At 62.0% G+C, this 21,740-nt stretch carries 24 protein-coding genes and 1 riboswitch; of the genes, 12 read left to right on the forward strand and 12 right to left on the reverse strand.

Going from position 1 to position 21,740, the window contains the following annotated elements; genetic code table 11:
* Positions 1-50: 50 nt before the first annotated feature.
* Genes SULPSESMR1_RS19210 through SULPSESMR1_RS19240 form a run of 7 tightly spaced genes read left to right on the forward strand, consistent with a single transcriptional unit; the run spans position 51 to position 6,180 of the window.
* On the forward strand, positions 51-1,043 hold the full coding sequence (locus SULPSESMR1_RS19210) for an ABC transporter ATP-binding protein (RefSeq protein ID WP_089422675.1): 993 nt from the start codon (positions 51-53) through the stop codon (positions 1,041-1,043).
* Positions 1,040-2,023, forward strand: a complete 984-nt coding sequence (locus SULPSESMR1_RS19215; protein WP_089422676.1) for an ABC transporter ATP-binding protein — start codon at positions 1,040-1,042, stop codon at positions 2,021-2,023. The genes SULPSESMR1_RS19210 and SULPSESMR1_RS19215 overlap by 4 nt, the downstream gene beginning before the upstream one ends.
* Before the next feature lie 31 nt (positions 2,024-2,054).
* Positions 2,055-2,984: an ABC transporter permease gene (locus tag SULPSESMR1_RS19220; protein WP_089422677.1), complete on the forward strand. Its 930-nt coding sequence runs from the start codon at positions 2,055-2,057 to the stop codon at positions 2,982-2,984.
* Between the two features lie 49 nt (positions 2,985-3,033).
* A complete protein-coding gene (locus SULPSESMR1_RS19225) occupies positions 3,034-3,861 on the forward strand; it encodes an ABC transporter permease (protein WP_205387987.1) in 828 nt (275 codons plus the stop codon).
* Between the two features lie 15 nt (positions 3,862-3,876).
* Positions 3,877-4,635, forward strand: coding sequence for a glycerophosphodiester phosphodiesterase family protein (locus tag SULPSESMR1_RS19230; protein ID WP_089422679.1), 759 nt, complete (start codon positions 3,877-3,879; stop codon positions 4,633-4,635).
* Positions 4,632-5,321: an HAD-IA family hydrolase gene (locus SULPSESMR1_RS19235; RefSeq protein ID WP_089422680.1), complete on the forward strand. Its 690-nt coding sequence runs from the start codon at positions 4,632-4,634 to the stop codon at positions 5,319-5,321. Before SULPSESMR1_RS19230 ends, SULPSESMR1_RS19235 begins: the two co-directional genes overlap by 4 nt.
* Positions 5,322-5,355: 34 nt before the next feature.
* On the forward strand, positions 5,356-6,180 hold the full coding sequence (locus tag SULPSESMR1_RS19240) for a sugar phosphate isomerase/epimerase family protein (RefSeq protein ID WP_089422681.1): 825 nt from the start codon (positions 5,356-5,358) through the stop codon (positions 6,178-6,180).
* A gap of 30 nt (positions 6,181-6,210) precedes the next feature.
* On the opposite strand, the gene SULPSESMR1_RS19245 is transcribed toward SULPSESMR1_RS19240, so the two are convergent.
* Genes SULPSESMR1_RS19245 through thiD form a run of 10 tightly spaced genes read right to left on the reverse strand, consistent with a single transcriptional unit; the run spans position 6,211 to position 13,641 of the window.
* Positions 6,211-6,966, reverse strand: coding sequence for an ABC transporter permease (locus SULPSESMR1_RS19245; RefSeq protein ID WP_089422682.1), 756 nt, complete (start codon positions 6,964-6,966; stop codon positions 6,211-6,213).
* On the reverse strand, positions 6,963-7,685 hold the full coding sequence (locus SULPSESMR1_RS19250) for an ABC transporter ATP-binding protein (RefSeq protein ID WP_089422683.1): 723 nt from the start codon (positions 7,683-7,685) through the stop codon (positions 6,963-6,965). Before SULPSESMR1_RS19250 ends, SULPSESMR1_RS19245 begins: the two co-directional genes overlap by 4 nt.
* Entirely contained in the window at positions 7,682-8,365 is a 684-nt protein-coding gene (locus tag SULPSESMR1_RS19255) for a TenA family protein (protein ID WP_089422684.1), read from the reverse strand. The genes SULPSESMR1_RS19250 and SULPSESMR1_RS19255 overlap by 4 nt, the downstream gene beginning before the upstream one ends.
* Positions 8,362-9,300 carry an ABC transporter substrate-binding protein gene (locus SULPSESMR1_RS19260; protein ID WP_089422685.1) on the reverse strand — a complete coding sequence of 313 codons (939 nt, stop codon included), beginning with the start codon at positions 9,298-9,300 and terminating at the stop codon, positions 8,362-8,364. The genes SULPSESMR1_RS19255 and SULPSESMR1_RS19260 overlap by 4 nt, the downstream gene beginning before the upstream one ends.
* Complete coding sequence (locus SULPSESMR1_RS19265; protein ID WP_198362903.1) at positions 9,297-10,292, reverse strand: HesA/MoeB/ThiF family protein; 996 nt, start codon at positions 10,290-10,292, stop codon at positions 9,297-9,299. Before SULPSESMR1_RS19265 ends, SULPSESMR1_RS19260 begins: the two co-directional genes overlap by 4 nt.
* The gene (locus tag SULPSESMR1_RS19270) at positions 10,289-10,885 is read right to left on the reverse strand and encodes a thiamine phosphate synthase (RefSeq protein WP_089422687.1); all 597 of its coding nucleotides are present in this window, start codon (positions 10,883-10,885) and stop codon (positions 10,289-10,291) included. Before SULPSESMR1_RS19270 ends, SULPSESMR1_RS19265 begins: the two co-directional genes overlap by 4 nt.
* Positions 10,882-11,655, reverse strand: coding sequence for a thiazole synthase (locus SULPSESMR1_RS19275; RefSeq protein ID WP_089422688.1), 774 nt, complete (start codon positions 11,653-11,655; stop codon positions 10,882-10,884). The genes SULPSESMR1_RS19270 and SULPSESMR1_RS19275 overlap by 4 nt, the downstream gene beginning before the upstream one ends.
* Positions 11,656-11,658: 3 nt before the next feature.
* Positions 11,659-11,856 carry a sulfur carrier protein ThiS gene (thiS, locus tag SULPSESMR1_RS19280; RefSeq protein ID WP_089422689.1) on the reverse strand — a complete coding sequence of 66 codons (198 nt, stop codon included), beginning with the start codon at positions 11,854-11,856 and terminating at the stop codon, positions 11,659-11,661.
* A complete protein-coding gene (locus SULPSESMR1_RS19285) occupies positions 11,840-12,835 on the reverse strand; it encodes an FAD-dependent oxidoreductase (RefSeq protein WP_089422690.1) in 996 nt (331 codons plus the stop codon). Before SULPSESMR1_RS19285 ends, thiS begins: the two co-directional genes overlap by 17 nt.
* On the reverse strand, positions 12,835-13,641 hold the full coding sequence (gene thiD / locus SULPSESMR1_RS19290; RefSeq protein ID WP_421086459.1) for a bifunctional hydroxymethylpyrimidine kinase/phosphomethylpyrimidine kinase: 807 nt from the start codon (positions 13,639-13,641) through the stop codon (positions 12,835-12,837). The genes SULPSESMR1_RS19285 and thiD overlap by 1 nt, the downstream gene beginning before the upstream one ends.
* A gap of 57 nt (positions 13,642-13,698) precedes the next feature.
* Positions 13,699-13,799: riboswitch (TPP riboswitch) on the reverse strand.
* Between the two features lie 233 nt (positions 13,800-14,032).
* On the opposite strand from thiD, the gene SULPSESMR1_RS19295 reads away from it, so the two are divergent.
* The gene (locus SULPSESMR1_RS19295; protein WP_089422692.1) at positions 14,033-14,596 is read left to right on the forward strand and encodes a type 1 glutamine amidotransferase domain-containing protein; all 564 of its coding nucleotides are present in this window, start codon (positions 14,033-14,035) and stop codon (positions 14,594-14,596) included.
* Positions 14,597-14,668: 72 nt separating this feature from the next.
* Here the strand turns inward: SULPSESMR1_RS19295 and SULPSESMR1_RS19300 are convergent, their stop codons facing one another.
* Together SULPSESMR1_RS19300 and SULPSESMR1_RS19305 are read right to left on the reverse strand one after the other, a co-directional pair.
* Positions 14,669-17,173, reverse strand: coding sequence for an ATP-binding protein (locus SULPSESMR1_RS19300; RefSeq protein ID WP_089422693.1), 2,505 nt, complete (start codon positions 17,171-17,173; stop codon positions 14,669-14,671).
* A complete protein-coding gene (locus SULPSESMR1_RS19305; protein WP_089422694.1) occupies positions 17,170-17,895 on the reverse strand; it encodes a response regulator in 726 nt (241 codons plus the stop codon). The genes SULPSESMR1_RS19300 and SULPSESMR1_RS19305 overlap by 4 nt, the downstream gene beginning before the upstream one ends.
* Before the next feature lie 299 nt (positions 17,896-18,194).
* Between SULPSESMR1_RS19305 and phnD the strand changes: the two genes are divergently transcribed.
* From phnD to phnE (SULPSESMR1_RS19325), 4 genes are all read left to right on the forward strand, one after another.
* On the forward strand, positions 18,195-19,130 hold the full coding sequence (gene phnD / locus SULPSESMR1_RS19310; protein WP_434223021.1) for a phosphate/phosphite/phosphonate ABC transporter substrate-binding protein: 936 nt from the start codon (positions 18,195-18,197) through the stop codon (positions 19,128-19,130).
* An 82-nt stretch (positions 19,131-19,212) separates the two neighbouring features.
* Positions 19,213-19,986, forward strand: coding sequence for a phosphonate ABC transporter ATP-binding protein (gene phnC, locus SULPSESMR1_RS19315; protein WP_089422696.1), 774 nt, complete (start codon positions 19,213-19,215; stop codon positions 19,984-19,986).
* On the forward strand, positions 19,983-20,777 hold the full coding sequence (gene phnE, locus SULPSESMR1_RS19320; RefSeq protein WP_089422697.1) for a phosphonate ABC transporter, permease protein PhnE: 795 nt from the start codon (positions 19,983-19,985) through the stop codon (positions 20,775-20,777). The genes phnC and phnE (SULPSESMR1_RS19320) overlap by 4 nt, the downstream gene beginning before the upstream one ends.
* Complete coding sequence (gene phnE / locus SULPSESMR1_RS19325; RefSeq protein ID WP_089422698.1) at positions 20,774-21,574, forward strand: phosphonate ABC transporter, permease protein PhnE; 801 nt, start codon at positions 20,774-20,776, stop codon at positions 21,572-21,574. Before phnE (SULPSESMR1_RS19320) ends, phnE (SULPSESMR1_RS19325) begins: the two co-directional genes overlap by 4 nt.
* The last annotated feature ends 166 nt before the right edge of the window (positions 21,575-21,740 follow it).

Genomic DNA, 21,740 nt, shown 5'->3' on the forward strand with positions numbered 1-21,740 from the left:
CCGATGGCGCGGCGCATTGTGCCGCGCCATTCGGTATTTGAAAGCGTGATATGTCTTTTGTTTCCATACGCGACCTGAAAGTTGCCTTTGACGGCGTTCAGGTCTTGCACGGTATCGACCTTGATGTTGCAGCAGGCGAGGCACTGGGGCTGGTGGGTGAATCCGGTTGCGGCAAATCAGTGACGTGGCTTGCCGCCTTGGGCCTGTTGCCGGGCAAGGCTACAGTGACCGGATCGGTGACCGTTCAGGGCCAGCAGCTGATCGGGGCCAACCGCACCGCCGTCGAAGCGGTGCGCGGGGGCCGGATCGCGATGATCTTTCAAGACCCTTCGTCGTCGCTGAACCCCGTCCGCACAGTGGGCCGCCAGATTTGCGAAAGCCTGCGTCTGCATCGCGGCATGGACCGCAGCGCCGCCCATACAGAAGCAGTACGGCTGCTGGACATGGTCGGAATTCCCGATGCGCGCAAACGGGTGGACCTGTACCCGCATGAATTTTCCGGTGGGCAATGCCAGCGCGTGATGATCGCAATGGCACTGGCGGGTGCCCCCGATCTGCTGATCGCGGACGAGCCGACAACAGCGCTGGACGCCACCATTCAGGCGCAGATTCTTGATCTGCTGGCGATGCTGCGGCGCGAAACCGGCATGGCGATGGTGTTCATCAGCCATGACCTCGGTGCGGTCGGTGCGATCTGTGACCGCGTCCATGTGATGTATGCAGGCCAGATCGTTGAAAGCGGCGCAATCGGTCCGATGTTCGACACGCCACGCCACCCCTATACCCGTGGGCTGTTCGATGCGATTCCGCGATTGGACGGCACGCGCAACCGGCTGATCCCGATCCACGGCACCGTGCCCGACCCGCGCCACATGCCCAGCGGGTGCGCCTTTGCCCCACGCTGCCCCAAGGCGTCGGCATTCTGCAACAGCGCCGAACCTGCGCTGAAACCACAAAAAGACGACAGGCAACTGGCCTGTTTCTATCCTGTCACCGCGTCCCCCGCCGGTGCTGATACCCCCACCGAAAGGTTGCCGGCATGAACGCTTTGCTACAGGCACGCGGGCTGGTCCGTTGCTATGAAGGCCAGAAAACCCTGTTCAAACAGGCCACTTCGGTGCGGGCGGTCGATGGTGTCGACCTGACATTGCAGGCGGGCGAAACATTGGGAATCGTGGGCGAAAGCGGCTCGGGCAAATCCACGTTGGGCCGGATGCTGTTGGGCATTGATGCGCCAACGGCAGGGCAGGTCACCTTTGACGGGCAACCAATGCCCGACCTGCAAAGCGCTGCATGGCGTGCCCTGCGCGCACAGATGCAGTTTATCTATCAGGATCCCCTCGCGGCGCTGGACCGGCGGCTGACCATCGCCCGCCAGATCGGAGAACCGCTGGAGATTCACGGGCTTGCCAAAGGGGCCGAACTGCACGAACGGGTCGCGGACCTGATGGCGCAGGTGGGTCTGCGTCAGGATCAGGGCGCACGGTATCCGCACGAGCTTTCTGGCGGGCAGCGCCAGCGGGTGATCATTGCCCGTGCATTGGCCACGTCTCCACGGCTGCTGGTCTGCGACGAGCCTGTGTCGGCGCTGGATGTGTCTATTCAGGCGCAGGTGGTGAACCTGCTGCGCGATCTTCAGGAAAGCCACGGCATCGCCATGGTGTTCATCAGCCACGACCTGAAAGTCGTGCGCAACATCTGTGACCGTGTCGCGGTCATGTACCTTGGCCGCATCGTGGAAGAGGCCTCCTCGGACGAGATTTTCGCCCGTCCCGCGCATCCCTATACTCAGGCGTTGGTGTCGTCGGTGCCAGTGCCGGGCAAACGGCTTGAGGGGCGTATCCTATTGAAGGGCGAACCGCCAAACCCCGCACAGCGCCCCTCAGGTTGCGCGTTCCATCCGCGTTGCACAGCAGCCGTGCCCGCATGTGCCGCAACTGTTCCATTGCTTCAGCCCGTGGCACCAGCGCGACGTGCGGCCTGTCATCTGCTGGCCACGCCCTGTGCGGAACAGGCGGCGTGATGGCCCGCCGTATGAACCGGAAAGCTCCGACATGCTAAGCTATTTTCTGACCCGCCTGTTTCGTGCGGCGCTGACCATCCTTCTGGTGATGACCTTTGCCTTTGTCGTTTTGCGGCTGTCGGGTGATCCCGCGTCGATCCTGCTGGGGCCGGATGCTCCAACCGACAGCATAGATGCGTTCCGCGCCGAATGGGGCTTGGACGATCCGTTGTGGAAACAGTATTTCGCCTATTTGCGTTCCATTGCCCAACTGGATTTCGGCGTGTCCATGCGTGACCGGTCTTCGGCAATTGAACTGGTGCTGCAACGGGTGCCCGCTACGCTGGCGTTAACGGTGCCGACGCTGATCATCCAGCTGGGTATCGGCATTCCCGCAGGTGTCTATGCGGCGCTGCACCGTGAATCGGTGGCCGATCGCGGGGTGATCATGCTGTCGATCTTCGGCTTTACCATCCCGTCCTTTGTCATGGGGCTGGTGCTGGTGCTGATCTTTGCCGTCACGCTGGGCTGGCTGCCGTCGGGCGGTCAGGACAGTTGGCACCATGCGATCCTGCCCATCGCCACCATGTCCGTCGGCGGGATCGGTATCCTTGCGCGGTTCTCACGTTCGGCGATGATCGAGGTCATGGGACAGCCCTATATCCGCACGGCGATGGCCAAGGGGCTGAGCTGGCGCGATGTGGTCTGGAAACACGCGCTGCCCAATGCCTCGGTGCCGATTGTCACCATTGTCGGCTTTATGGTCGGGTCGCTGATCGCGGGGGCCGTGGTGGTCGAAAGCATCTTCTCGTGGCCCGGCATCGGCAGACTGCTGATCGTGTCGGTGTCGAACAGGGATCTGGCGGTGGTGCAATGCCTGCTGCTGATGATCGCCTCGACGATGGTCATCGCAAACCTGTGTGTCGATTTCGCCTATGGCCTGCTGGACCCGCGTCTGCGGTCCAAAGCCACAGCGCACTAAGGAGACGGATATGACCGCACAGGCAACCGACATCGCATCCGCACCCCGCATGATCAGACGGCTGCGGTTCAAGGCACCCTTGCTGGTCATGTTCGGGCTGGCGTGGCTGGGGCTGATGGTGATCACGGCAGTGTTTGCCGATGTCATCCGCCCCTATGACGTGACGCAAATGGACCTGTCCGCCCGACTGGTCGGCCCGCTGACCCAAGGCCACCTGTTGGGCACCGACGAATTGGGCCGTGATGTGCTGTCACGCCTGATCCAGTCGATCCGCGTGTCGCTGGTCATCGCCTTTGGCGCGACGCTGTTGTCGGCGTTCTTTGGCACCACATTGGGGTTTCTGGCGGCACAGTTCCGCGGTGTGGTCGAACATCTGATCCTCGTGCTGGCCGATTTTCAGGCGGCATTGCCCTTTCTGATCCTGTCGCTGGCGGTGCTGGCGTTTTTCGGGTCGTCCATGACGCTGCTGGTCGGCCTGATGGGGTTTTACGGGTGGGAACGCTATGCCCGCATTGCGCGCGGTCTGGCGATCTCAGCGGGCGCGCAGGGTTATGCCTCGGCGGTGGTTCAACTGGGGGCAAAACCGTCGCGGGTCTATCTGCGGCACATCCTGCCCAATGTCGCCTCGACACTGATCGTGTCGATGACCCTGACCTTTCCCGAAATCATCCTGATGGAAAGCGGTCTGTCCTTTCTGGGTCTGGGCGTTCAGCCCCCCGAAAGCTCGCTGGGCAATATGGTGGGCTTTGGCCGCGAATATCTGACCCGCGCGCCTTGGATCATGCTGGGGCCTGCCTTTGTCATCATGATGACTACGTTGTCGATCTCGCTGGTCGGGGACTGGCTGCGCGACAAACTTGACCCGACAATCCGTTAACAAAGGACGTTTTGCGTGACCAAAATCATCGCCCACCGTGGTGCCCGCAATTTGTGGGCAGAAAATTCGCTTCAGGGGTTTCGCAACGTGCTGGCGCTTGGCGTTGGTGCAGTGGAATTCGATCTGCACCTTGGTGCAGGCGGCGAGGTTCTGGTGATCCACGATGCGACGCTGGACCGCACCACAACGGGCACAGGGCCGGTGCGTGCATTGACAGACAACAGTCGCCACGCCGTGCGGCTGATCGGCCCCGATGGAGAAATCGACGAGGGTGTTCCGCTGTTGTCCGAAGTTCTAGACATTCTTGCGCCCGTTGCTGGTTTGCAAATCTATCCTGAAATCAAGGCAGATGAAAACGGCTACTATGATCCGACACTAGTTGCAGCCACGGTCGGGATGTTGCGTGCCTACGAGCTGGAAAGCCGTACGGTACTGCATAGTTTCGACACCGGTGTGCTGCGTTTGATCCGTGATACCGCGCCGGAATTCGCGCGCATGGTTTCAGTGAACGAAGATTGGATCAACCGTCAGGGCGGCGTGCAGACGTTCATTGCCGGATTGGGCGACCTTATTGGTGTCATGGCCGTACATCACGACCTGTTGGCACGTGAATTCGACAGCATCACGGCACGGCTGCCGTTGCAAAGGCTTGGCGTCTGGACGTTGAACGACCCCGACCAGATTACGCGTTGGTTGCGCCGCGGGGTGGGATACCTGACCACAGATGACCCGCGACTGGCCCAAGAGATCATGGCACGGGAGATGGCGGCATGAGCAATGTGGATCTGGTTATTTTCGACTGCGACGGAGTTCTGATCGACAGCGAGACGATAGGTGCCACCGCATTGGCCGGCGCGATCACCGATGCGGGCGTGCCAATGGCAGCGCTGGCGGCCGAACGCATGTTTTCGGGCGCGGGTTACGGCGAAACCTGTGCGTTGATAGAACGTTTGGGGCTGGCATCCGCGCCTGTCATCATGGATGCCGATGCACGTATGTCGGCATTGTTCGACGATGGCGTGTCGCCGGTGCAGGGGATGCACAGTGTTCTGGCATCCCTGCAGGTTCCGATGTGCGTGGCCTCCAACAGCAGCGTGGCGCGGCTGGGCAACAGCCTTGGCCGCACGCCGCTTGCAGCCTTTTTCGGGCCGCATATCTACAGCGCCGACCATGTGCAGCACAGCAAGCCGGCGCCGGATCTGGCGTTGCATTGTCTGGCGCAGATGAAAACCGCCGCAGAACGCGCTGTGTTCGTCGACGACAATACCCACGGCATCCGGTGCGCACGGGCGGCTGGCGTGATGGCCATCGGCTTTGTCGGGCCAACCGACCACCGTGCGGGCCATGCCGACAGGCTGCGGGCGGCGGGGGCCGATCATGTGGCTCACGGCGCCCGCGCCCTACAAGAGCTGCTGGCCCGGTTGACACAGCGCACCGTCGAAGACGTTGCCACAATCTGACTTTCCCCTTTCCCCAACCCTCAAGGAATACACCATGACCGACCTTCCGCTGCTGGGTGTCGCCATTCCGACGACCACGCTCGAGACGCTTCAGGATTTCATCCTGTCCGAAAACCGCGATCTGGAAATTCAGGATTTCTGCGATGCCGACCTGCTGAACGGCGACTGGAAAACGGTCGCTGACCACGCCCGCACCCTGCTGACGGGCTATACCGGACGATTGGGCATCCACGGCCCGTTCTGGGGGCTGAACATCGCCAGCCCCGACACCGAAATGCGCGCGCTGAACCGGCGCAAGCATTTGCAGGGCATAGAAGTTTGCGAACATCTGGGGGCCACGCAGATGGTCATCCACAGCCCCTATACCACATGGAGCTATAACAATCTCGACAACGCGCCCGAGCGCAAGGAATACGACCGGCTGTTGGAAAACTGCCATGACACGATGGACGAAGTGGTAAAACGCGCCGAAGATTGCGGCGTGACAATGGTGATCGAGAACATCGAGGACATCGACCCCGATATCCGCTGCGCGCTGGCCGACAGCTTTAGTTCGCCCGCGATGGCCGTGTCGATCGACACCGGTCACGCGCATTACGCCCACGGCACCAACGGTGCGGCTCCGGTTGACTACTACGTGCGCCGCGCGGCCAACCGGTTGCAGCACATCCACCTGCAAGATGCCGACGGCTATGCCGACCGTCATTGGGCGATCGGAGAGGGAACCATTCGCTGGGAATCCGTCTTTCGTGCCCTGGGCGAGTTTGACAGCAACCCGCGCCTGATACTGGAACTGCGCGACAAGGCAGGCATTTTGCCATCCGTCGCCTATCTGCAATCGCTGGGGCTTGCCCGCTGATAGCAGACAGCTGAACCCTTGGGCAATGGCTCAGGGGTTCAGCTCCGCCGCACCCGTGGCATAGCGCGTCAGACGGTCGGCCAGATGGCCCACAGTGATGTGCAGCGCCACGGTCAGCACTGCCAACACGATCAGGCTGGCAAACATCAGGTCGATCTTGGCGCGGCCATTGGCCAGCAGCATCAAATAACCCAACCCTTTCGACGCGCCCACCCATTCACCGATCACCGCCCCGATCGGCGCATAGACTGCCGCCAGCTTCAGCCCTGTGCCCAGACCGGGCAGGGCGTTGGGAATTTGCACGTGACGCATGAACCTGTATTTGCCCGCGCCCATCGTCACCGCCAGATCGCGCAGGCCCTGATCAACACGCGTCAGCCCGTCGTGAAATGCTGCCGTGACCGGAAAATAGATGATCAGCACCGCCATCACGACCTTGGACCCCATGCCGTAACCGAACCAAAGCGTCAGCAGTGGCGCCAGCGCAAAGACAGGGACCGCTTGGGTAAAGACCAGAACGGGCAGCAACAACCGCTCAGCCGTTTTTGACAGCGCCAGTTGGATCGCGGTAACCACGCCCAGCAGCGTGCCCAGCACCAGACCCAGCAGCACTTCGATGGCGGTGACACTGGCGTTTTCGGCAATGACCGCACGGCTGTGGTATGCCGCCTGTGCCACCCGCCACGGCGCTGGCAGGATAAAGTGCGGCGCACCCGTCAGCATCACCAGCCCCTGCCACGACGCCAACCCCAGCAGCACCGCCAGTGCTATGTCGCGCGCCCTCATGCCGCCGCCCGCAGGTGCGCCAGCAGACGGGTCTGACAGTCAAAGGTGCGTGGGTCGTCAATGGCCCGCAGAGCAGGGGTGTCGGGCACCGGCCAGATGCTGGTCTGTCGTGCAGTCATGACAATAATCTGGTCCGCCAGGCGGGTCGCCTCGGACGGGTCGTGGGTGACCAGCAGCACGGTACGGCCCTGCAAAACCTCGGCGGCCAGTTCCTGCATATCGGCGCGGGTGCCTGCGTCCAGCGCCGAAAACGGCTCGTCCAGCAAAACCAGCGGACGGTTTTCGAACAGCGTGCGGGCCAGCGCGGTGCGCTGGCGCATGCCGCCCGACAGCATGTGGGGCCGCTTGTCCGCATGGGACAGCAACCCGACACGGTCCAACAGCCTGCGCGCCCGCGCCACATCCGCCTGCGCCCCGCGCAGACGTGCACCGATCAACACGTTTTCCAGCGCAGACAGCCACGGCAACAACAGGTCCGACTGCGCCATATAGCTGATACGCCCCTGCAAAGGCTTGCCATCGGTCGCCGTCACCGTACCGGTAAACCGCCCGCCCGTTTCCAACCCCGGTATCAGCCGCAGGACGGTGGATTTTCCCACACCCGATCGCCCCAACAAACAGGTCCACCGCCCAGCGGGCAGGGTGATATCGGCGTCAAACAACAGGTGCCCATTAATGCGGTGCTGGCCTGCGACCCTGATGCCAAAAGGTGCGGTCATGGGCCGGTCAGCCCCATCTGCCAGAACCCGACCTCTAGCGTGGTCGCCTTGGTAAAGCGGTCTTGTATGGCCTGTCTGCGCGGCGCGCTTGCCAGATCCCCGACACGCCGCGCCACTGCGGTGTCGATCATCGTGCCGACAGTGGTGCAGACCTGCTGGTAACCGGCATCGGCATAGGTATCGATCCAGTCAGCGTAGGGCGTATCGGCCGCGCGTTCCTGCGCCAGCCGCAGGCCGATCTCGCCATAGCCCATCACGCAGGGCGCAAGTGCTGCCATCAGATCAAGAAAATCGCCCTGTGCGCCCGCGTCCATGACATAGCGGGTATAGGCCAGATTCTCGACTGCCTCGGGCGCGGTGAACAGGGCGTGTTCGTCGATGCCTGCGGCGGCACAGGTTTGCACATGCAACGACATCTCATGGTTGACCAGCGCATCGACAGTGCCCGCGCACACCTTCATTTCCCCAAGCGTTTCCGACTTGATCACACCCAGCGACCACGCCCGCGAGAAATGTACCAAAAACACGTAATCCTGTACCAGATAGCGCAGGAACGCAGCGCGCGGCAGCGTGCCGTCGCTCAACCCCTGCACAAAGGCGTGGCGGGTATAATCGGCCCAGACACCCGCCGCACCCGCCCGCCACAGCGCAAAGGTTTTACCATAGTCAGGGGCCGTCATGGCGCAGTCACGTCGATGGTGATGCCGGACACCGGTGTCTGGTCGGGGACCAGTTGCGCGGCGTGCAGGAACGCCTCGAACGTGGCATAGCGGCCCACATCCATCGCCGCAGGGCGCAGCGCGAAACGGGGTATCGTGTCAGCCCAGGCGCGGGCATTCAATTCGTCGCGCAATTCGGCGGATGTGGCTGCGAACACCTGCCAGCTTTCGTCGGGATGGTTGATAATGTACTGCGTCGCCTTTTCGGTCGCAGCCAGAAAGCGGGCGATCATATCCGTATCCATCGTGTCGGAATTGGCCACATAGATCAGCTCGTCATAGGCGGGCAGGCCGTGTTCCTCGACGAAAAAGCATTTACCTTCAACGCCTTCTATCTGCATCTGGTTCAGTTCAAAATTGCGATAGGCACCGATGACCGCATCGACCTGACCGGACATCAGCGACGGCGACAACGACCAGTTCACGTTGACCATCTCGACCGCATCCACAGGCAGGCCGTTGTGGCGCAGGATCGCGCCCATCATCGCCTCTTCGACGCCACCCACGGAAAAGCCCACCTTTTTGCCCGCCAAATCGGCAGGCGTCTTGATCGGACCATCGGCCAGCGTCAGCAGGCAGTTCAACGGCGTGGCAATCAACGTGCCGACACGCAGCAAAGGCAGACCTTCGTGGATGTGCAGGTGCAGTTGCGGCTGGTACGAAACCGCCAGATCGGCCTTGCCTGCGGCGACCATCTTGGGCGGGTCGGACGGATCGGCGGGGGCGATGATGTTTACGTTCAGGTCTTGCGCGGCAAAGTACCCCATCTCTTGCGCCACGATGATCGGCCCGTGATCAGGGTTCACAAACCAGTCCAGCATCAGGGTCACATCGTCGGCAGCCATCAGCGGGGCAGCGGTCAGGGACAGTGCGGTCGTCAAAGCGGTCAGTTTCATTTGTTGTGTCTTTCTGTCGGGGGCGTGTCGCCCGTTGCAATCAGGGAAATCTCTCCGGCCCAATGGGACCGAAGATGCGCCGCCGCTTGCCAGGCGCGCAGGCCCGAGCGGCAGGCGAAAACGGCGCGTTGGCCGTCCGGGGGCGTGGCGAGGTGTTGACGGTACTCTGCGACGGTGGTGCGCAGGGCTGCGGGTGTGACGGGCACGGGTGCGTCGACCCTATCGCGCAGTTCGACGACGAAATCCTGCGCGGTCAAATCGCTTGGCGCGATAAAGGTCGGGCCGCCTTCAGGCTCCGGGGTTCCGTCGAAGCGAAAGCCGCTGGCGCGAAACCCCTGCATGTCGAAATGCATCAGCTGGCCCAGCGGTGACGGCCGTTGCCCGATCAGAATACCCAAGGCCATCTGCGCCATCGCCGCGCCGACCAGACCCACGACCGGCCCCATCACCCCCGCTGTGGCACAGGTTGCGGCACGGTCAGGCAGATCGGGAAACACGGCGCGCAGGGACGGGGCAGAGCCGCAGAACCCGCCCACATAACCTGTAAACCCCAACACCGAGGCGCTGACCAGCGGCACACCCTGCGCATGGCAGGTGTCGGACAGAATATAGCTGGCGGCGAAGCTGTCGGCGCAGTCCAGAACAAGGGTCGAACGCGCGACAAGTTCTGCGGCATTCGCCGGATCAAGCGAGCAGGGCAGGGGCACCACGTCGCAATTGCCATTCAATCGCCGCAGGGTTTGCGCGGCCACATCAGCCTTGGTTCGACCCACGTCGTTTTCACGGAACAGGGTTTGCCGATGCAGGTTGGACAGCGCCACCACGTCACCATCCACAAGGGTCAGATGCCCCACACCCGCACCTGCCAGATATTGCAGGACAGGGGCGGCCAGCCCGCCCGCTCCCACCACCAACACGCGCGCGGCGGCGATGGCGCGTTGACCGGTTTCGCCCACTTCAGGCAGTTGCGTCTGGCGTGCATAGCGGTTCATCTGGTCACCGCCAGCCACGCAGCAACGCGGTCTTCGGGGCTGTCGTTCAGGGTAATGTCGGTAACCGCAGACACTACATCGGCCCCAGCATCAAAGGCACCTGTGGCACGTTCAACCGACATGCCGCCGATGGCGACCAACGGCGTACCCCCGATCAGATTGCGCCATGTGGTCAGTTTGGCCGTGCCCTGCTGATGCCATTTCATCTGTTTCAGGATTGTCGGATAAATCGGCCCAAGCGCGATGTAATCAGGCTCTAGCAAAATCGCACGGGCCAGTTCCGCCCGGTCATGGGTGCTGATACCCAGACGCAAACCCGCCGTGCGGATCGCGCCCAAGTCGGCGTCGTCCAGATCCTCCTGACCCAGATGCAGCCAGTCGCAACCGGTTTCGATGGCGATGCGCCAGTGATCGTTCAGCACCAGTGTGCAACCATGCTCGACACAGACGACCTGCGCGCGGCGTACATGCGCGCGGATCATGTCGGGGCTGGCGTCCTTGATGCGCAACTGCACCAGTTTGATGCCAAGTGGCACCAGCCGTTCGATCCAGTCGGCGCGGTCGAAAATCGGGTAGAAACGGTCGAGGGTCATTGTAGAAACGCCTTGCCGATCACGGGGGTTGACGGAGCAGCCATATCGCGCGGCTCCATCGGGTCTGCGGCAAATGCCAACCGGCCCGCGCGGATCGCGGTTGCAAAGGCCTCGGCCATCATCGCGGGATCACCCGCCTTGGCCACGGCCGTGTTCAACAGCACCGCGTCAAAGCCCAGTTCCATCGCCCGCGCCGCCTGCGACGGCAGGCCCAGCCCCGCATCAATCACCAGCGGCACATCGGGAAAATGCGCCCGCATCGCGCGCAGCCCGAAGATATTGTTCAGCCCCAGACCCGAGCCGATGGGCGCGCCCCACGGCATCAGCACCTCACAGCCTGCCTGCAACAGACGGTCGGCGACGACCAGATCCTCGGTGGTGTAGGGGAACACCTGAAAGCCGTCTTCGGACAGGATGCGCGCCGCTTCGACCAGACCAAAAACATCCGGTTGCAGGGTGTCTTCCTCTCCGATCACTTCCAGTTTGATCCATTTGGTGTCGAAAACCTCGCGGGCCATGTGGGCGGTGGTCACGGCCTCTTTCACGCTGTGGCAACCGGCGGTGTTGGGCAGCACATGCACGCCCAGATCGCGGATCATCTGCCAGAAATCCTGCCCCGCACGGTCCTGCCCGCTTTCGCGGCGCAACGACACCGTGGCAACGCCGGCGCCACTGCGCCGGAAGGCATCGGCCAGAATCGCAGGCGACGGATATTGGGCGGTGCCCAGCATCAAGCCGCCCGACAGGGACGTGCCGTAAAAATCACGCATCGCTCAGCCCCCCTGCATCGGGGCCAAAACCTCGATCTGGTCGCCATCGTTCAGGATGCGGGCGGCGCGAGCTGTGGCGGGAACAAAGCTGCCGTTGACGGCGGTTGCGATCTTGGCCCCACCAAACCCCTGAGCGTCCAGCAGGTCGGCCAACGTCACCGGCGGCGTGTCGAGCGGTTCACCATTAAGTTGCAGTTTCATCCATCACCTCGGGAGTTATGTTGTCAAAAATCAGGGTGGCGACCATGCGGGCCAGCGCCGGAGCCAGCAAAAACCCGTGCCTATACAAGCCGTTGGCGCGGATCAGATTGCCGTTGCGCCGGATGCGGGGCAGGTTGTCGGCAAAGGCGGGGCGGCTGTCCACGCCGATCTCGATCACTTCGGCCTCGGCAAAGGCAGGGGTCAGCGCATAGGCGGCGCTAAGCAGTTCCAGCAGGGCGCGGGCCGTGATATGGGGGCCTGCGCGGCCTTCAACCATTGTGGCACCCAGCATGAACACTCCGTCACCGCGCGGCACGACATAGAGCGGCACGCGCGGATGCAGCAGGCGCACAGGGCGCGACAACGTCACCTCGGGGCACGACAGCACCAGCATTTCACCTTTGACGCCGCGCAGGTCGGGAATTTGTGCGCGGGCCTGAAAGCCGCGGCAATCTATGGTCAGGCCGTGACGTGCCAGCGCTTCGGGATCGGCGTCGGCCTGTTCGAAGACAGCGCCATCGCGCTCCAGTCCAACCCGCAATTGTTGCAGGGCGGCGCGAGGGGCCAGATGGGCCTCGGATTCAAACAGCAGAGCTTTGGCGAAGCGACCTGCCAAATCGGGCTCAAGCTCCGCAATCTCTTGCGATTCCAGCCTGCGGAAATTGCGGGTGCGCCGGGCAAAACGGGCCAGATCACCCGTGTCGCGTGCGGGCGACACCACAAGCGATCCACGCCGATGGACGGCTCGGGTTTGTGCGGCCCACCAATCTGCGGCTTCCTGCCCCAGCCGCACCACCGGCTCTTCGGCACTCTCGCCCTCGCAGAACGGAGCCAGCATACCACCTGCCCACCACGAACAGGCTTGCGGGCCAAGGGTGGCACAACGGTCCAGCACGGTAACTTGCGCACCGCGATCCAGCAGGGCGCGCGCCACACACAGGCCCGCCACGCCTGCGCCGATGACAGTAACGCGGTGCATCACCACCACCTGTGAAAATGATGGACGGGGCCGTGACCCGCGCCGATGTTCAAACGGTCAGCGGCGGCAATGGCCCCTTGCAAATAGTGGTGCGCGGCAGTGACCGCATCGGGCAGGTTTTCCCCCAAAGCCAGTTGTGCCGCGATCGCCGCTGAATAGGTGCAGCCGGTGCCATGCGTGTTGCGCGTGGCTAGGCGGGGGGCGCGCAGTGTGGCGACAACGCCGCTTGCATCGACCAGAACATCGGTACAGGTCGGCCCGCTGGCGTGGCCACCTTTCATCAACACCGCGCGCGGCCCCAACGCCAGAAGTCGCATAGCCTGATCCGCCATTTCATCGGGCGAGATGGCAGAGGCATCGCCCACCAGCCGCGCAGCTTCGGGCAGGTTGGGGGTCAGCAATGTGGCCAGCGGCAATATCCGGCGCGTCATCGCGTCCACGGCGCTGTCATGCAGCAATGCGTGGCCGGTCTTGGCGATCATTACGGGATCAACCACGATCGGGCCGGCAAAACCGGCAAGCCCGTCGGCTGTTGCCTCGATGATTGCAGCGCTGGACAGCATCCCCAGCTTGATCGCGCGCACATCCAGATCGGATAGAACCGCATGGATTTGCGCGGCGACCACATCGGCGGGCACCTCCTGCACTGCAGTCACGGCGGTGGTGTTTTGCGCGGTGATGGCCGTCAGCACGCTGGCGGCAAAGACACCATGTGCGGACATCGTTTTGGTGTCGGCCTGAATACCGGCACCGCCGCCGCTGTCCGAACCGGCGATGGTCAACGCAATGGGGGGTCTGCTTGGCACTGGCACAACTCCAACATGTTTGGGCGTACCAGCGTAGAAAAAGAGCCTGCGCGATTTGTGCGCAACCTACCCGTTCCCTACGCCGGTATAACCCGGATCAGGTTCGACGGGTCGGTGCATGCACCTCTCAGCCCAGAAGGGCCCCCCGACGGATAATATGTCTGGCATCCAGCCACACGCGGGCGGTTCGGATGCTATTCCCCTATAGGGCTAGTCCGGAAGACTGCGGATCACAACCCGTTTTTCGCAGGATTCGGGTTTGGCTACTTATTGCCAGTCTTTCAGACGCTATGGAACGCGGGGCAGGGCCAATGTGTTTTCCCATCAGACGAGACAGGCAGTGGCCCCGTGGCCAGAGCCTGTTCAGGACACTTCAAAAAGGGAATATGAAATGACCAATATGACCGACGCAAAAATTCTGATCATGGCCACCAATGGCTTTGAACAATCCGAACTGCAAACCCCGCTGAAAGAGTTGCGCGATGCCGGTGCAACCGTCGATATCGCCACGCCGGATGGCAAGGCCATCAAGGGGTGGAACGAATCCGACTGGGGCGAAAGTGTCGAGGCGGATCTGAAGATTTCCGACGTGGACGTAGACGACTACATTTGTCTGGTTCTGCCCGGTGGCCAGATCAACCCCGACATCCTGCGCACCGACGAAAAAGCCGTGCATACGGTGCGCGACTTTGTGGCCAAGGACAAAATTGTCGCAGCGATCTGCCACGCGCCCTGGTTGCTGATCGAGGCGGGCGTGGTCAAAGGCCGCGAAATGACTTCGTATCATTCGATCCGCACCGATCTGAAAAACGCTGGGGCCAATGTGGTCGATAAAGAGGTGGCGATTTCCAACGGCATCATCACCTCGCGCAGCCCCGAGGATCTGCCTGCCTTCGTGGCGAAGATCATCGAAGAGGTGAAAGAAGGCGAACACACCCGCAACGTCGCGGCATAACCGCAGCGCACCTGTGTGGCTCGTATATCCCGCCCCCATGCCAGCCCTGGTGTGGGGGCGTTTTGGTGCGCGCTAATCTGCTGTCGGGGGCAAAAGCCGTGCCAGCACCTGTTCCAGCGCCAAGGCGCTGACCGGTTTTTCCAACCGCGCAAAGCGATCCCTGTCAGCGGGGTCGATGCTGTCAGCGCGGGGCAGTTGCGTGGACATTGCGACGGCACGGGTCTGCGGATGCCGCTCCAGTGCCAACCGGATCAGATCCCAACCGCTGTGCTGGGCGTCCAGTTTCAGATCGCTAAGCACCAGATCGGGCGGGGGCGGACCGGTCAGCAACGCCCGCCCGCTGGCATAGTCGGTCGCTGTTGTCACGTCAAAGCCGTGTGCGCGCAGGGCCGTGGCGGCAGCGGTCAGCGCCTTTGGGTCGTCATCAATCACCACCGCGTAACCTGCGTGGCGGGCGGAAAGTGCGGCGGCTTCGGCAATAGGGGGAAACAACAGGGTAACGGTGGTGCCCGCGTCAGGCTGCGATGCGATGTGCAGACTGCCGCCGGACTGGTGCACAAATCCGTCAACCATCGACAGCCCCAACCCCGTGCCGCTGCCATCGCGGCGCGCGGTAAAGAACGGCTCGGTCGCGTATCGCAACGTTTCTGCGGGCATCCCGTGGCCGTCATCGGCCACGCTCAGCGCGATCTGGTCATCATCGGTTCGGGCCACCGAAATCTCGATATGGCCCGAGTCGCTGATCGCTTGTCCTGCGTTGACACACAGATTGAGGATCGCGCTTTCCAGCTGTCCGGGGTCGATCATCGCCCAGATCGGCCCATCGGGGGTGGTGACGGACAAAACAGCGGTTTCAGGCAGGGCGATTTCCAGCAGATCGCGCATGGCGTTCAGCAGATCGACAATATCGGTGCGCTGCGGTTCCAGATGCTGTTTGCGTGCAAAGGCCAGCAGCCGTTCGGTCAGGGTAACGCCCAGATCAACCGCGTCTTCGATCCGCGCGCGCAACCGCCTGGCGGTTTCGGGGTCGGCGCGTTCCAACAGGTGCAGATTGCCCGAGATTGTGGACAGGATGTTGCCAAAATCGTGGGCCACCTCGCCTGTGACCTTGCCCAACGTCTCGACCCGCTGGATTTCTGCCAGCCGCGCATCGACCAGCCGCCGTTCGGTCACTTCGGAAAACAGCCAGACTGCACCCCCATCGGGAAAGGGCGAGCGGCGCAGTTCCAGAACGTGTCCCGCAGCGCTTTCGTATTCCAGATAGCCCGCCGCCGTCATCGCCGTATCGCGCAGGGCAAAGGGCGATTGCGCCAACAGATCGTCCACCGTTTCAGGCGCCTGTGCCGTGTCGGGCAGGCGCAGCAAATCGCGGGTGCGCAAGTTTTGCGCCAATATCCTGCCTGACGCGGCAGTGATCACAACCCCGTCGGTGATATTTTCGAAGACCCGCGAAAACAACGTGTTCTGCCGCCGGATCAGCCGCGAATTGCGGTCCAGCCGCAGCGCATTGGCGCGAAAGATACGAAAGGCCGAGAACAGCTGGCCAATCTCGTCGTCGCTTTCCAACCTGCGTTCCAGCCGCGTGGCGCGGTCGCCAGCCGCCAGCCGTCGCATGGCCTGAGCGATGCGGTGCAGGTTCATCACCACATAGCGCGAAACAAACACCGCCGAGACCACGGCGACCACCAGACTGATCGCCATCAGCGCCAGCATCACCCATTGCGCCACAGCCAGACGGGCGCGGGTGTCGGCCTGCGATGCCTCAAGCCGCTGACGGGCGGCGGTGACCTTTTGCGCGGCCAACTGGTTGATGCGCTCTGCCTCGGTGCGGATGCGGAACAGGGCGTTTTCAGCATCAAGCGAGATGGCGAGGTTGCGATAAACCAGATTGAACAGCGTATCGTCGCGAGTGATCGTGCGGTCGATTTCCTGCACGTTGTCCGCGACCAACGGCGTGGCGACGGCCAGAATATCGGCGCGAATTTTGGTATAGCGCTGGCGGAATTCCCCGATCGAAATCAGCGTGGTTGCCCGCGCGGTTCCCACGGCCTCCATCGCCAGTTGTTGCAGCGCCGACCATGCTTGCCGCTGATAGGTGGTGGCGACGCGCGTCGTGGTCCATTGCCGGTAACGACGCAACAGCCGTTCCAGATCGGCGTCGATGGCGTCAATATCGCGGCCAATCCGGTTTTGCTGGGGGATGATGTCCACCAGATCATCAACCGCCGCCCGCATACGGGCCACTGACAGACCCAGTTCGGCGTCGCCCTGCGCCATAGTCTCAAGCCGCGCAATCGCCGCATAGATTTCGTCGGTTTCGGTGGAAATGCCAAAGGGCGGGTTCAGCGACAGCAGGAAGGGCGCGGATTTTGACAGGGTCGCAGCGCTTTGCGACAGCTCCAACGCGCGGGACACTTCAGCCAGTGACACGCTGTGCAGCAGTTCGATCTGGCGATCGGCGCGGGCCAGCGTGTAAAAGGCGATGACACCGATCACTGTGGCCACCACCGACAGCAGGCCAATCGCGCAGAACAGCCGCGTGCGAATGCTCAGCCGCGACAGACCCCGCGCGGTCATGCCCCGCGCCCGTCCAGCACAAAGATATAGCCCTGTGCACGGCGGGTTTGCAGATGCACGGGCTTGGACGGGATCGGTTCGATCTTGCGGCGCAACCGCAGGATCAGCACGTCGATGGTGCGGTCCAGATAGCGTTCGGAATCGCTGCCCAATTCGTCCAGCAATTCGGGGCGCGGGATGATCCGGCCAGGATTGCGCACAAAGTAATCCAACAGCCGGTATTCCGCATTGGTCAGCGGAATTTCATTGCCCGCTGCGTCCTGCAGTTCGCGTTTTTGCAAATCCACCCGCTTGTCACCAAAGCCGATCTCGTGGCCGGTGGCGGGCGGTGTCACCGCGCCGTGGCCATAGCGGCGCAGCACAGCACGAATGCGGGCGACCAGTTCGCGCGGGTTGAACGGTTTTATCAGATAGTCGTCAGCGCCGGTTTCCAGGCCGATGATCTTGTCGATCTCGTCGCCGACTCCGGTCAGCATGACGATGGGCAGGTTGTATTTCTCGCGGATATGTATGGCCAGCATCAGCCCGCTTTCGCCGCGCAGTCGCAGGTCGATCAAAGCCAGTTCTATCGCGGGCGGATCACCCAGCGCATGAAACGCAGCACTGTCGGCACAGGTCACCGCACGATAACCGCTCTGCTCGAGCAGAGCGGAAAGCGTCTGGCGGACCTGCGCATCGTCATCGACAATGGCGATCGTGGGCTGCGGGTTGGCACGGGTCATGTCACAGCTATGTCATGGCACAGACGCACCCGCCAAGCGTTCAGAACGGTCATGTTGTGAAAAACACGCCAAACGGGTCCGTATTGTAATTCTGTTAACATTGCACCGGCCTGGGGTAACTCTGTTAGTCACTTGGACGGTGGTTAGGGCGGGGCATTGCCGACTAGCATCTGCCCATGTCGACCACATCGGGGCCAGCGGAGGGGCTGTTCCCTGACCTGCTGTTCGACAGATGTATTTACGGGAGGAACAAAATGCATATCACGAAATCCCTGTTGGGAACCGCCGTTGCCGTGGCCATGAGCAGCACCGCTGCCTTTGCGCAGGAAGACTGCACCGAGCGTGGCGCGCTGGACGTCATCTATTGTGACGCCAACGGCGATCTGGTCGCCGATGCGCCCACCGATCCGGCCAAACTGAACGATCCGTCGACGCTGGTCTTTGCTTATACGCCTGTCGAAGACCCCGCCGTTTACGCCGACATCTGGGAGCCGTTCATCACCCATCTGGAAGAGGCCACAGGTCGCGACGTACAATTCTTTGCAGTTCAGTCCAATTCGGCCGAGGTCGAGGCCATGCGGTCGGGTCGTCTGCACATTGCCGGTTTCTCGACCGGTCCCACACCCTTTGCCGTGAACCTTGCCGGTGCGGTGCCGTTTGCGATCATGGGCGCGGATGACGGGCAGTTCGGGTATAAATTGCAGGTGTTCACACAGGCAGATTCCGACATCAAGGAAATGGCCGACCTGAAGGGCAAGCGCATCGCGCATACATCGCCCACATCGAATTCGGGCAATCAGGCGCCGCGCGCTTTGTTCCCCGGTCTGGGCGTGATCCCCGACACGGATTACGAAGTGACCTATTCCGGCTCGCATGACCAGTCGATGCTGGGCGTGGTCGCAGGCGACTATGACGCGGCCCCCGTGGCCTCTGAGGTGGTCGAGCGTATGGCCGAGCGCGGTCTGTACGAACCCGAAGACGTGCGCCTGATCTGGGAAAGCGATCCGTTCCCCACAACGTCATTCACCGTGGCACATGATCTGGACCCCGAACTGGCCGAAAAGATCAAACAAGCCTTCTTCAGCTTCCAGTTCGAAGGCACCAAGCTGGGTGAAGAGTTTCAGGGCGTGAGCAAGTTCATCCCGATCACCTACAAGAAACAGTGGGCTGTGATCCGTGAAATCCAGTCCAGCAATGGCGTGGAATACACGCCCCAAGGCCTCGCTGCCAACTAAGCGTCAAACAGGACACGGGCCAGCCACACAGGCGTGGCCCGTGTCCCTTTGCGCCTGTCCCCCAGTCCCGTGAGAGGTCAAAATGCTGAAAATCGAAAAACTGGTCAAACGCTACAACGGCGGCGATCCTGTGTTGAAGGATCTTGATCTGGAGATTGGCGGCCAAGAGGTCGTGTCAATCATCGGGTCGTCCGGTGCAGGCAAAAGCACGCTGTTGCGGTGCATCAACCGTCTGGTCGAACCCACATCGGGCACGATCACGCTGAACGGCACCGATCTGACCAAACTGAAGAAATCCGAACTGCGCCTTGCCCGACGTCGCATCGGCATGGTGTTCCAAAGTTTCAATCTGGTGGACCGTCTGACAGTGATGGAAAACGTCCAGTCGGGGCGTCTGGGCTATATCTCCACATGGGCCGCACTGACACGCCGTTACCCCAAGGCGGACATCCGCCACGCCTATGAGCTGATGGAGCGGGTCGGGATTGCCCATTACGCCAACAAACGCGCGGATGAACTGTCGGGCGGTGAACGCCAGCGGGTCGGCGTGGTGCGCGCGCTGATGCAACAGCCGGAAATTTTGCTGGCGGACGAGCCCACTGCGTCACTGGACCCCAAAACGTCGGAACAGATAATGGCGCTGCTGCGCGATCTGGCGAACGAGCTGGAACTGCCGGTTGTCATCAACATCCACAACGTGACCGAGGCCAAGCAATACACCGACCGTATCGTTGGCATGCGCTATGGGCGGATCATTTTTGACGACACTCCCGACGCGCTGGACGCCGACGCGATGGACGAGATCTACGCCGGTGTGCCCGCCGAGGACCGCCAAGCACAGGGGGCCGCCGCATGAGTGATTTCCCCGACACGTGGCGCAAGCCGCCCTTTATCCGCAACACGTTGCTGCGGCGCGGGCTGTGGATTGCGATACTGGCCTATGTCGTGTTCACCATGGCCACGCTGCCCATCGACTGGGAGCGCGTGGTCGCAGGCATGGACCGCGCCGCCAAGATTTTCAGCGGGGCCTTTCCACCCAGCTTTGCCCGCGCCGACCTGCTGATCGACGGCTTTATGGAAAGCCTTAAAATTGCACTGCTGGCTACGGTGGCCGGTGTGGCGCTATCAATCCCCATTGCCTTTTGTGCTGCACGCAACATCGCGCCGATGCCGGTCTATTATCTGGGCCGGGCAACGATCATCATCGCGCGCAGCTTTCATCCCGTCATTGTCGCCATCATCTTTGTCAAAGCGGTCGGCTTCGGCCCCTTTGCCGGAGTGCTGACACTGACAGTCTATTCCGTCGGTTTTGTCGCCAAGCTGTTGGCCGAACGTATCGAGGAAATCGACTTTGGTCAGGTCGAGGCGATGCGCGCTGCCGGCGCACCGTTTTTCAGCACGCTGGTCTATGCCATTGCGCCGCAAATTCTGGCGCGCCAGATCGGTCTGTCCATCTATCAGCTGGACAGCAACCTGCGGGCGTCTGCAGTGGTCGGTCTGGTGGGGGCGGGGGGCATTGGCGCAACGCTGGCCAACGCCTTTGGCCGCTATGATTACGATTTTGCGCTGGCCATCACGATGGTTATCGTCGGCGTCATTCTGGTGTCCGAGGCGATCAGCGGCGTGATACGGGAGAAAGTGGCATGAGCAGCACCACACCGTTGGACCACTGGTCGCGCTATACCCCGAAACAACGCATCAAACGCTATGCCGTGTTGCTGTTGACCCTGCTGGTGGTTGCGTGGGCCCTGCAAAGCATCGACGTAATCTGGGAATGGGTCTGGGATTCACCAGCGCAGATGGCCGATTTGTTCGGGCGCATGGTGCCGCCTGATCCGCAAAACCTGCCGTCGATCATGTGGGCAATGTGGGAAACCGTAAACATCGCCACGATTGCCACCCTGTTTGCGGTCATCATCTCTCTGCCCGTCGCCTATATCGCGGCCAAAAACACCACGCCCAACGTTGCCACCCTGTGGCTGGGCCGGTTCATTCTGGTGTCGTCGCGGTCGGTCAACACGATCATCTGGGCGCTGCTGTTTGTCGCCATCTTTGGCCCCGGTATCATTGCGGGCATCGTGGCGATCATGTTCCGGTCGGTCGGGTTCATGGGCAAACTGCTGGGCGAGGCGATCGAGGAAATCGACACGCGCCCCGTCGAAGCGTTGCAAGCCAGCGGCGCGTCACGGTTCAAAGTGGTGCTTTACGCCATTGTCCCGCAGGTCATGCCGACGTTCTTTGCCGTCTCGATCCTGCGCTGGGACATCAACCTGCGCGAATCCACGGTGCTGGGACTGGTTGGTGCGGGCGGGATCGGGATTATCCTGCAAGGGGCCATCGACACATTCAACTGGCCCGAAGTGTCGACGGTGCTGTTGGCAATCCTTGCCTTTGTCATTCTGGGCGAGGTGGTGTCGATGTACCTGCGCAAACGCATCTTGTAATTTTGCAGAAACGGTCGGGCCCACATCCCGCCCCTGCAAAACCTTGCGCCCTGCGGGTCCTTCCCTCGCAGGGCGTTTTGGGTGGCTTGCTGATTGCCAACACCTTGTCAGTGCACGAAAACCCCGCGATCCTATACTGCATCGCCGTTGAAAACCGGCAATGGAT

Origin of the sequence: Pseudosulfitobacter pseudonitzschiae, assembly GCF_002222635.1 — a bacterium.
Taxonomy (GTDB): Bacteria; Pseudomonadota; Alphaproteobacteria; order Rhodobacterales; family Rhodobacteraceae; genus Pseudosulfitobacter; species Pseudosulfitobacter pseudonitzschiae_A.

Excerpts from the sequence above, each read along its gene's own strand:
- SULPSESMR1_RS19210 (WP_089422675.1), top strand. The coding sequence starts at position 51 with ATGTCTTTTGTTTCCATACGCGACCTGAAAGTTGCCTTTGACGGCGTT.
- SULPSESMR1_RS19215 (WP_089422676.1), top strand. The coding sequence starts at position 1,040 with ATGAACGCTTTGCTACAGGCACGCGGGCTGGTCCGTTGCTATGAAGGC.
- SULPSESMR1_RS19220 (WP_089422677.1), top strand. The coding sequence starts at position 2,055 with ATGCTAAGCTATTTTCTGACCCGCCTGTTTCGTGCGGCGCTGACCATC.
- SULPSESMR1_RS19225 (WP_205387987.1), top strand. The coding sequence starts at position 3,034 with ATGATCAGACGGCTGCGGTTCAAGGCACCCTTGCTGGTCATGTTCGGG.
- SULPSESMR1_RS19235 (WP_089422680.1), top strand. The coding sequence starts at position 4,632 with ATGAGCAATGTGGATCTGGTTATTTTCGACTGCGACGGAGTTCTGATC.
- SULPSESMR1_RS19240 (WP_089422681.1), top strand. The coding sequence starts at position 5,356 with ATGACCGACCTTCCGCTGCTGGGTGTCGCCATTCCGACGACCACGCTC.
- SULPSESMR1_RS19245 (WP_089422682.1), bottom strand. The coding sequence starts at position 6,966 with ATGAGGGCGCGCGACATAGCACTGGCGGTGCTGCTGGGGTTGGCGTCG.
- SULPSESMR1_RS19250 (WP_089422683.1), bottom strand. The coding sequence starts at position 7,685 with ATGACCGCACCTTTTGGCATCAGGGTCGCAGGCCAGCACCGCATTAAT.
- SULPSESMR1_RS19255 (WP_089422684.1), bottom strand. The coding sequence starts at position 8,365 with ATGACGGCCCCTGACTATGGTAAAACCTTTGCGCTGTGGCGGGCGGGT.
- SULPSESMR1_RS19260 (WP_089422685.1), bottom strand. The coding sequence starts at position 9,300 with ATGAAACTGACCGCTTTGACGACCGCACTGTCCCTGACCGCTGCCCCG.
- SULPSESMR1_RS19265 (WP_198362903.1), bottom strand. The coding sequence starts at position 10,292 with ATGAACCGCTATGCACGCCAGACGCAACTGCCTGAAGTGGGCGAAACC.
- SULPSESMR1_RS19270 (WP_089422687.1), bottom strand. The coding sequence starts at position 10,885 with ATGACCCTCGACCGTTTCTACCCGATTTTCGACCGCGCCGACTGGATC.
- SULPSESMR1_RS19275 (WP_089422688.1), bottom strand. The coding sequence starts at position 11,655 with ATGCGTGATTTTTACGGCACGTCCCTGTCGGGCGGCTTGATGCTGGGC.
- thiS (WP_089422689.1), bottom strand. The coding sequence starts at position 11,856 with ATGAAACTGCAACTTAATGGTGAACCGCTCGACACGCCGCCGGTGACG.
- SULPSESMR1_RS19285 (WP_089422690.1), bottom strand. The coding sequence starts at position 12,835 with ATGCACCGCGTTACTGTCATCGGCGCAGGCGTGGCGGGCCTGTGTGTG.
- SULPSESMR1_RS19295 (WP_089422692.1), top strand. The coding sequence starts at position 14,033 with ATGACCAATATGACCGACGCAAAAATTCTGATCATGGCCACCAATGGC.
- SULPSESMR1_RS19300 (WP_089422693.1), bottom strand. The coding sequence starts at position 17,173 with ATGACCGCGCGGGGTCTGTCGCGGCTGAGCATTCGCACGCGGCTGTTC.
- SULPSESMR1_RS19305 (WP_089422694.1), bottom strand. The coding sequence starts at position 17,895 with ATGACCCGTGCCAACCCGCAGCCCACGATCGCCATTGTCGATGACGAT.
- phnD (WP_434223021.1), top strand. The coding sequence starts at position 18,195 with ATGAGCAGCACCGCTGCCTTTGCGCAGGAAGACTGCACCGAGCGTGGC.
- phnC (WP_089422696.1), top strand. The coding sequence starts at position 19,213 with ATGCTGAAAATCGAAAAACTGGTCAAACGCTACAACGGCGGCGATCCT.
- phnE (WP_089422697.1), top strand. The coding sequence starts at position 19,983 with ATGAGTGATTTCCCCGACACGTGGCGCAAGCCGCCCTTTATCCGCAAC.
- phnE (WP_089422698.1), top strand. The coding sequence starts at position 20,774 with ATGAGCAGCACCACACCGTTGGACCACTGGTCGCGCTATACCCCGAAA.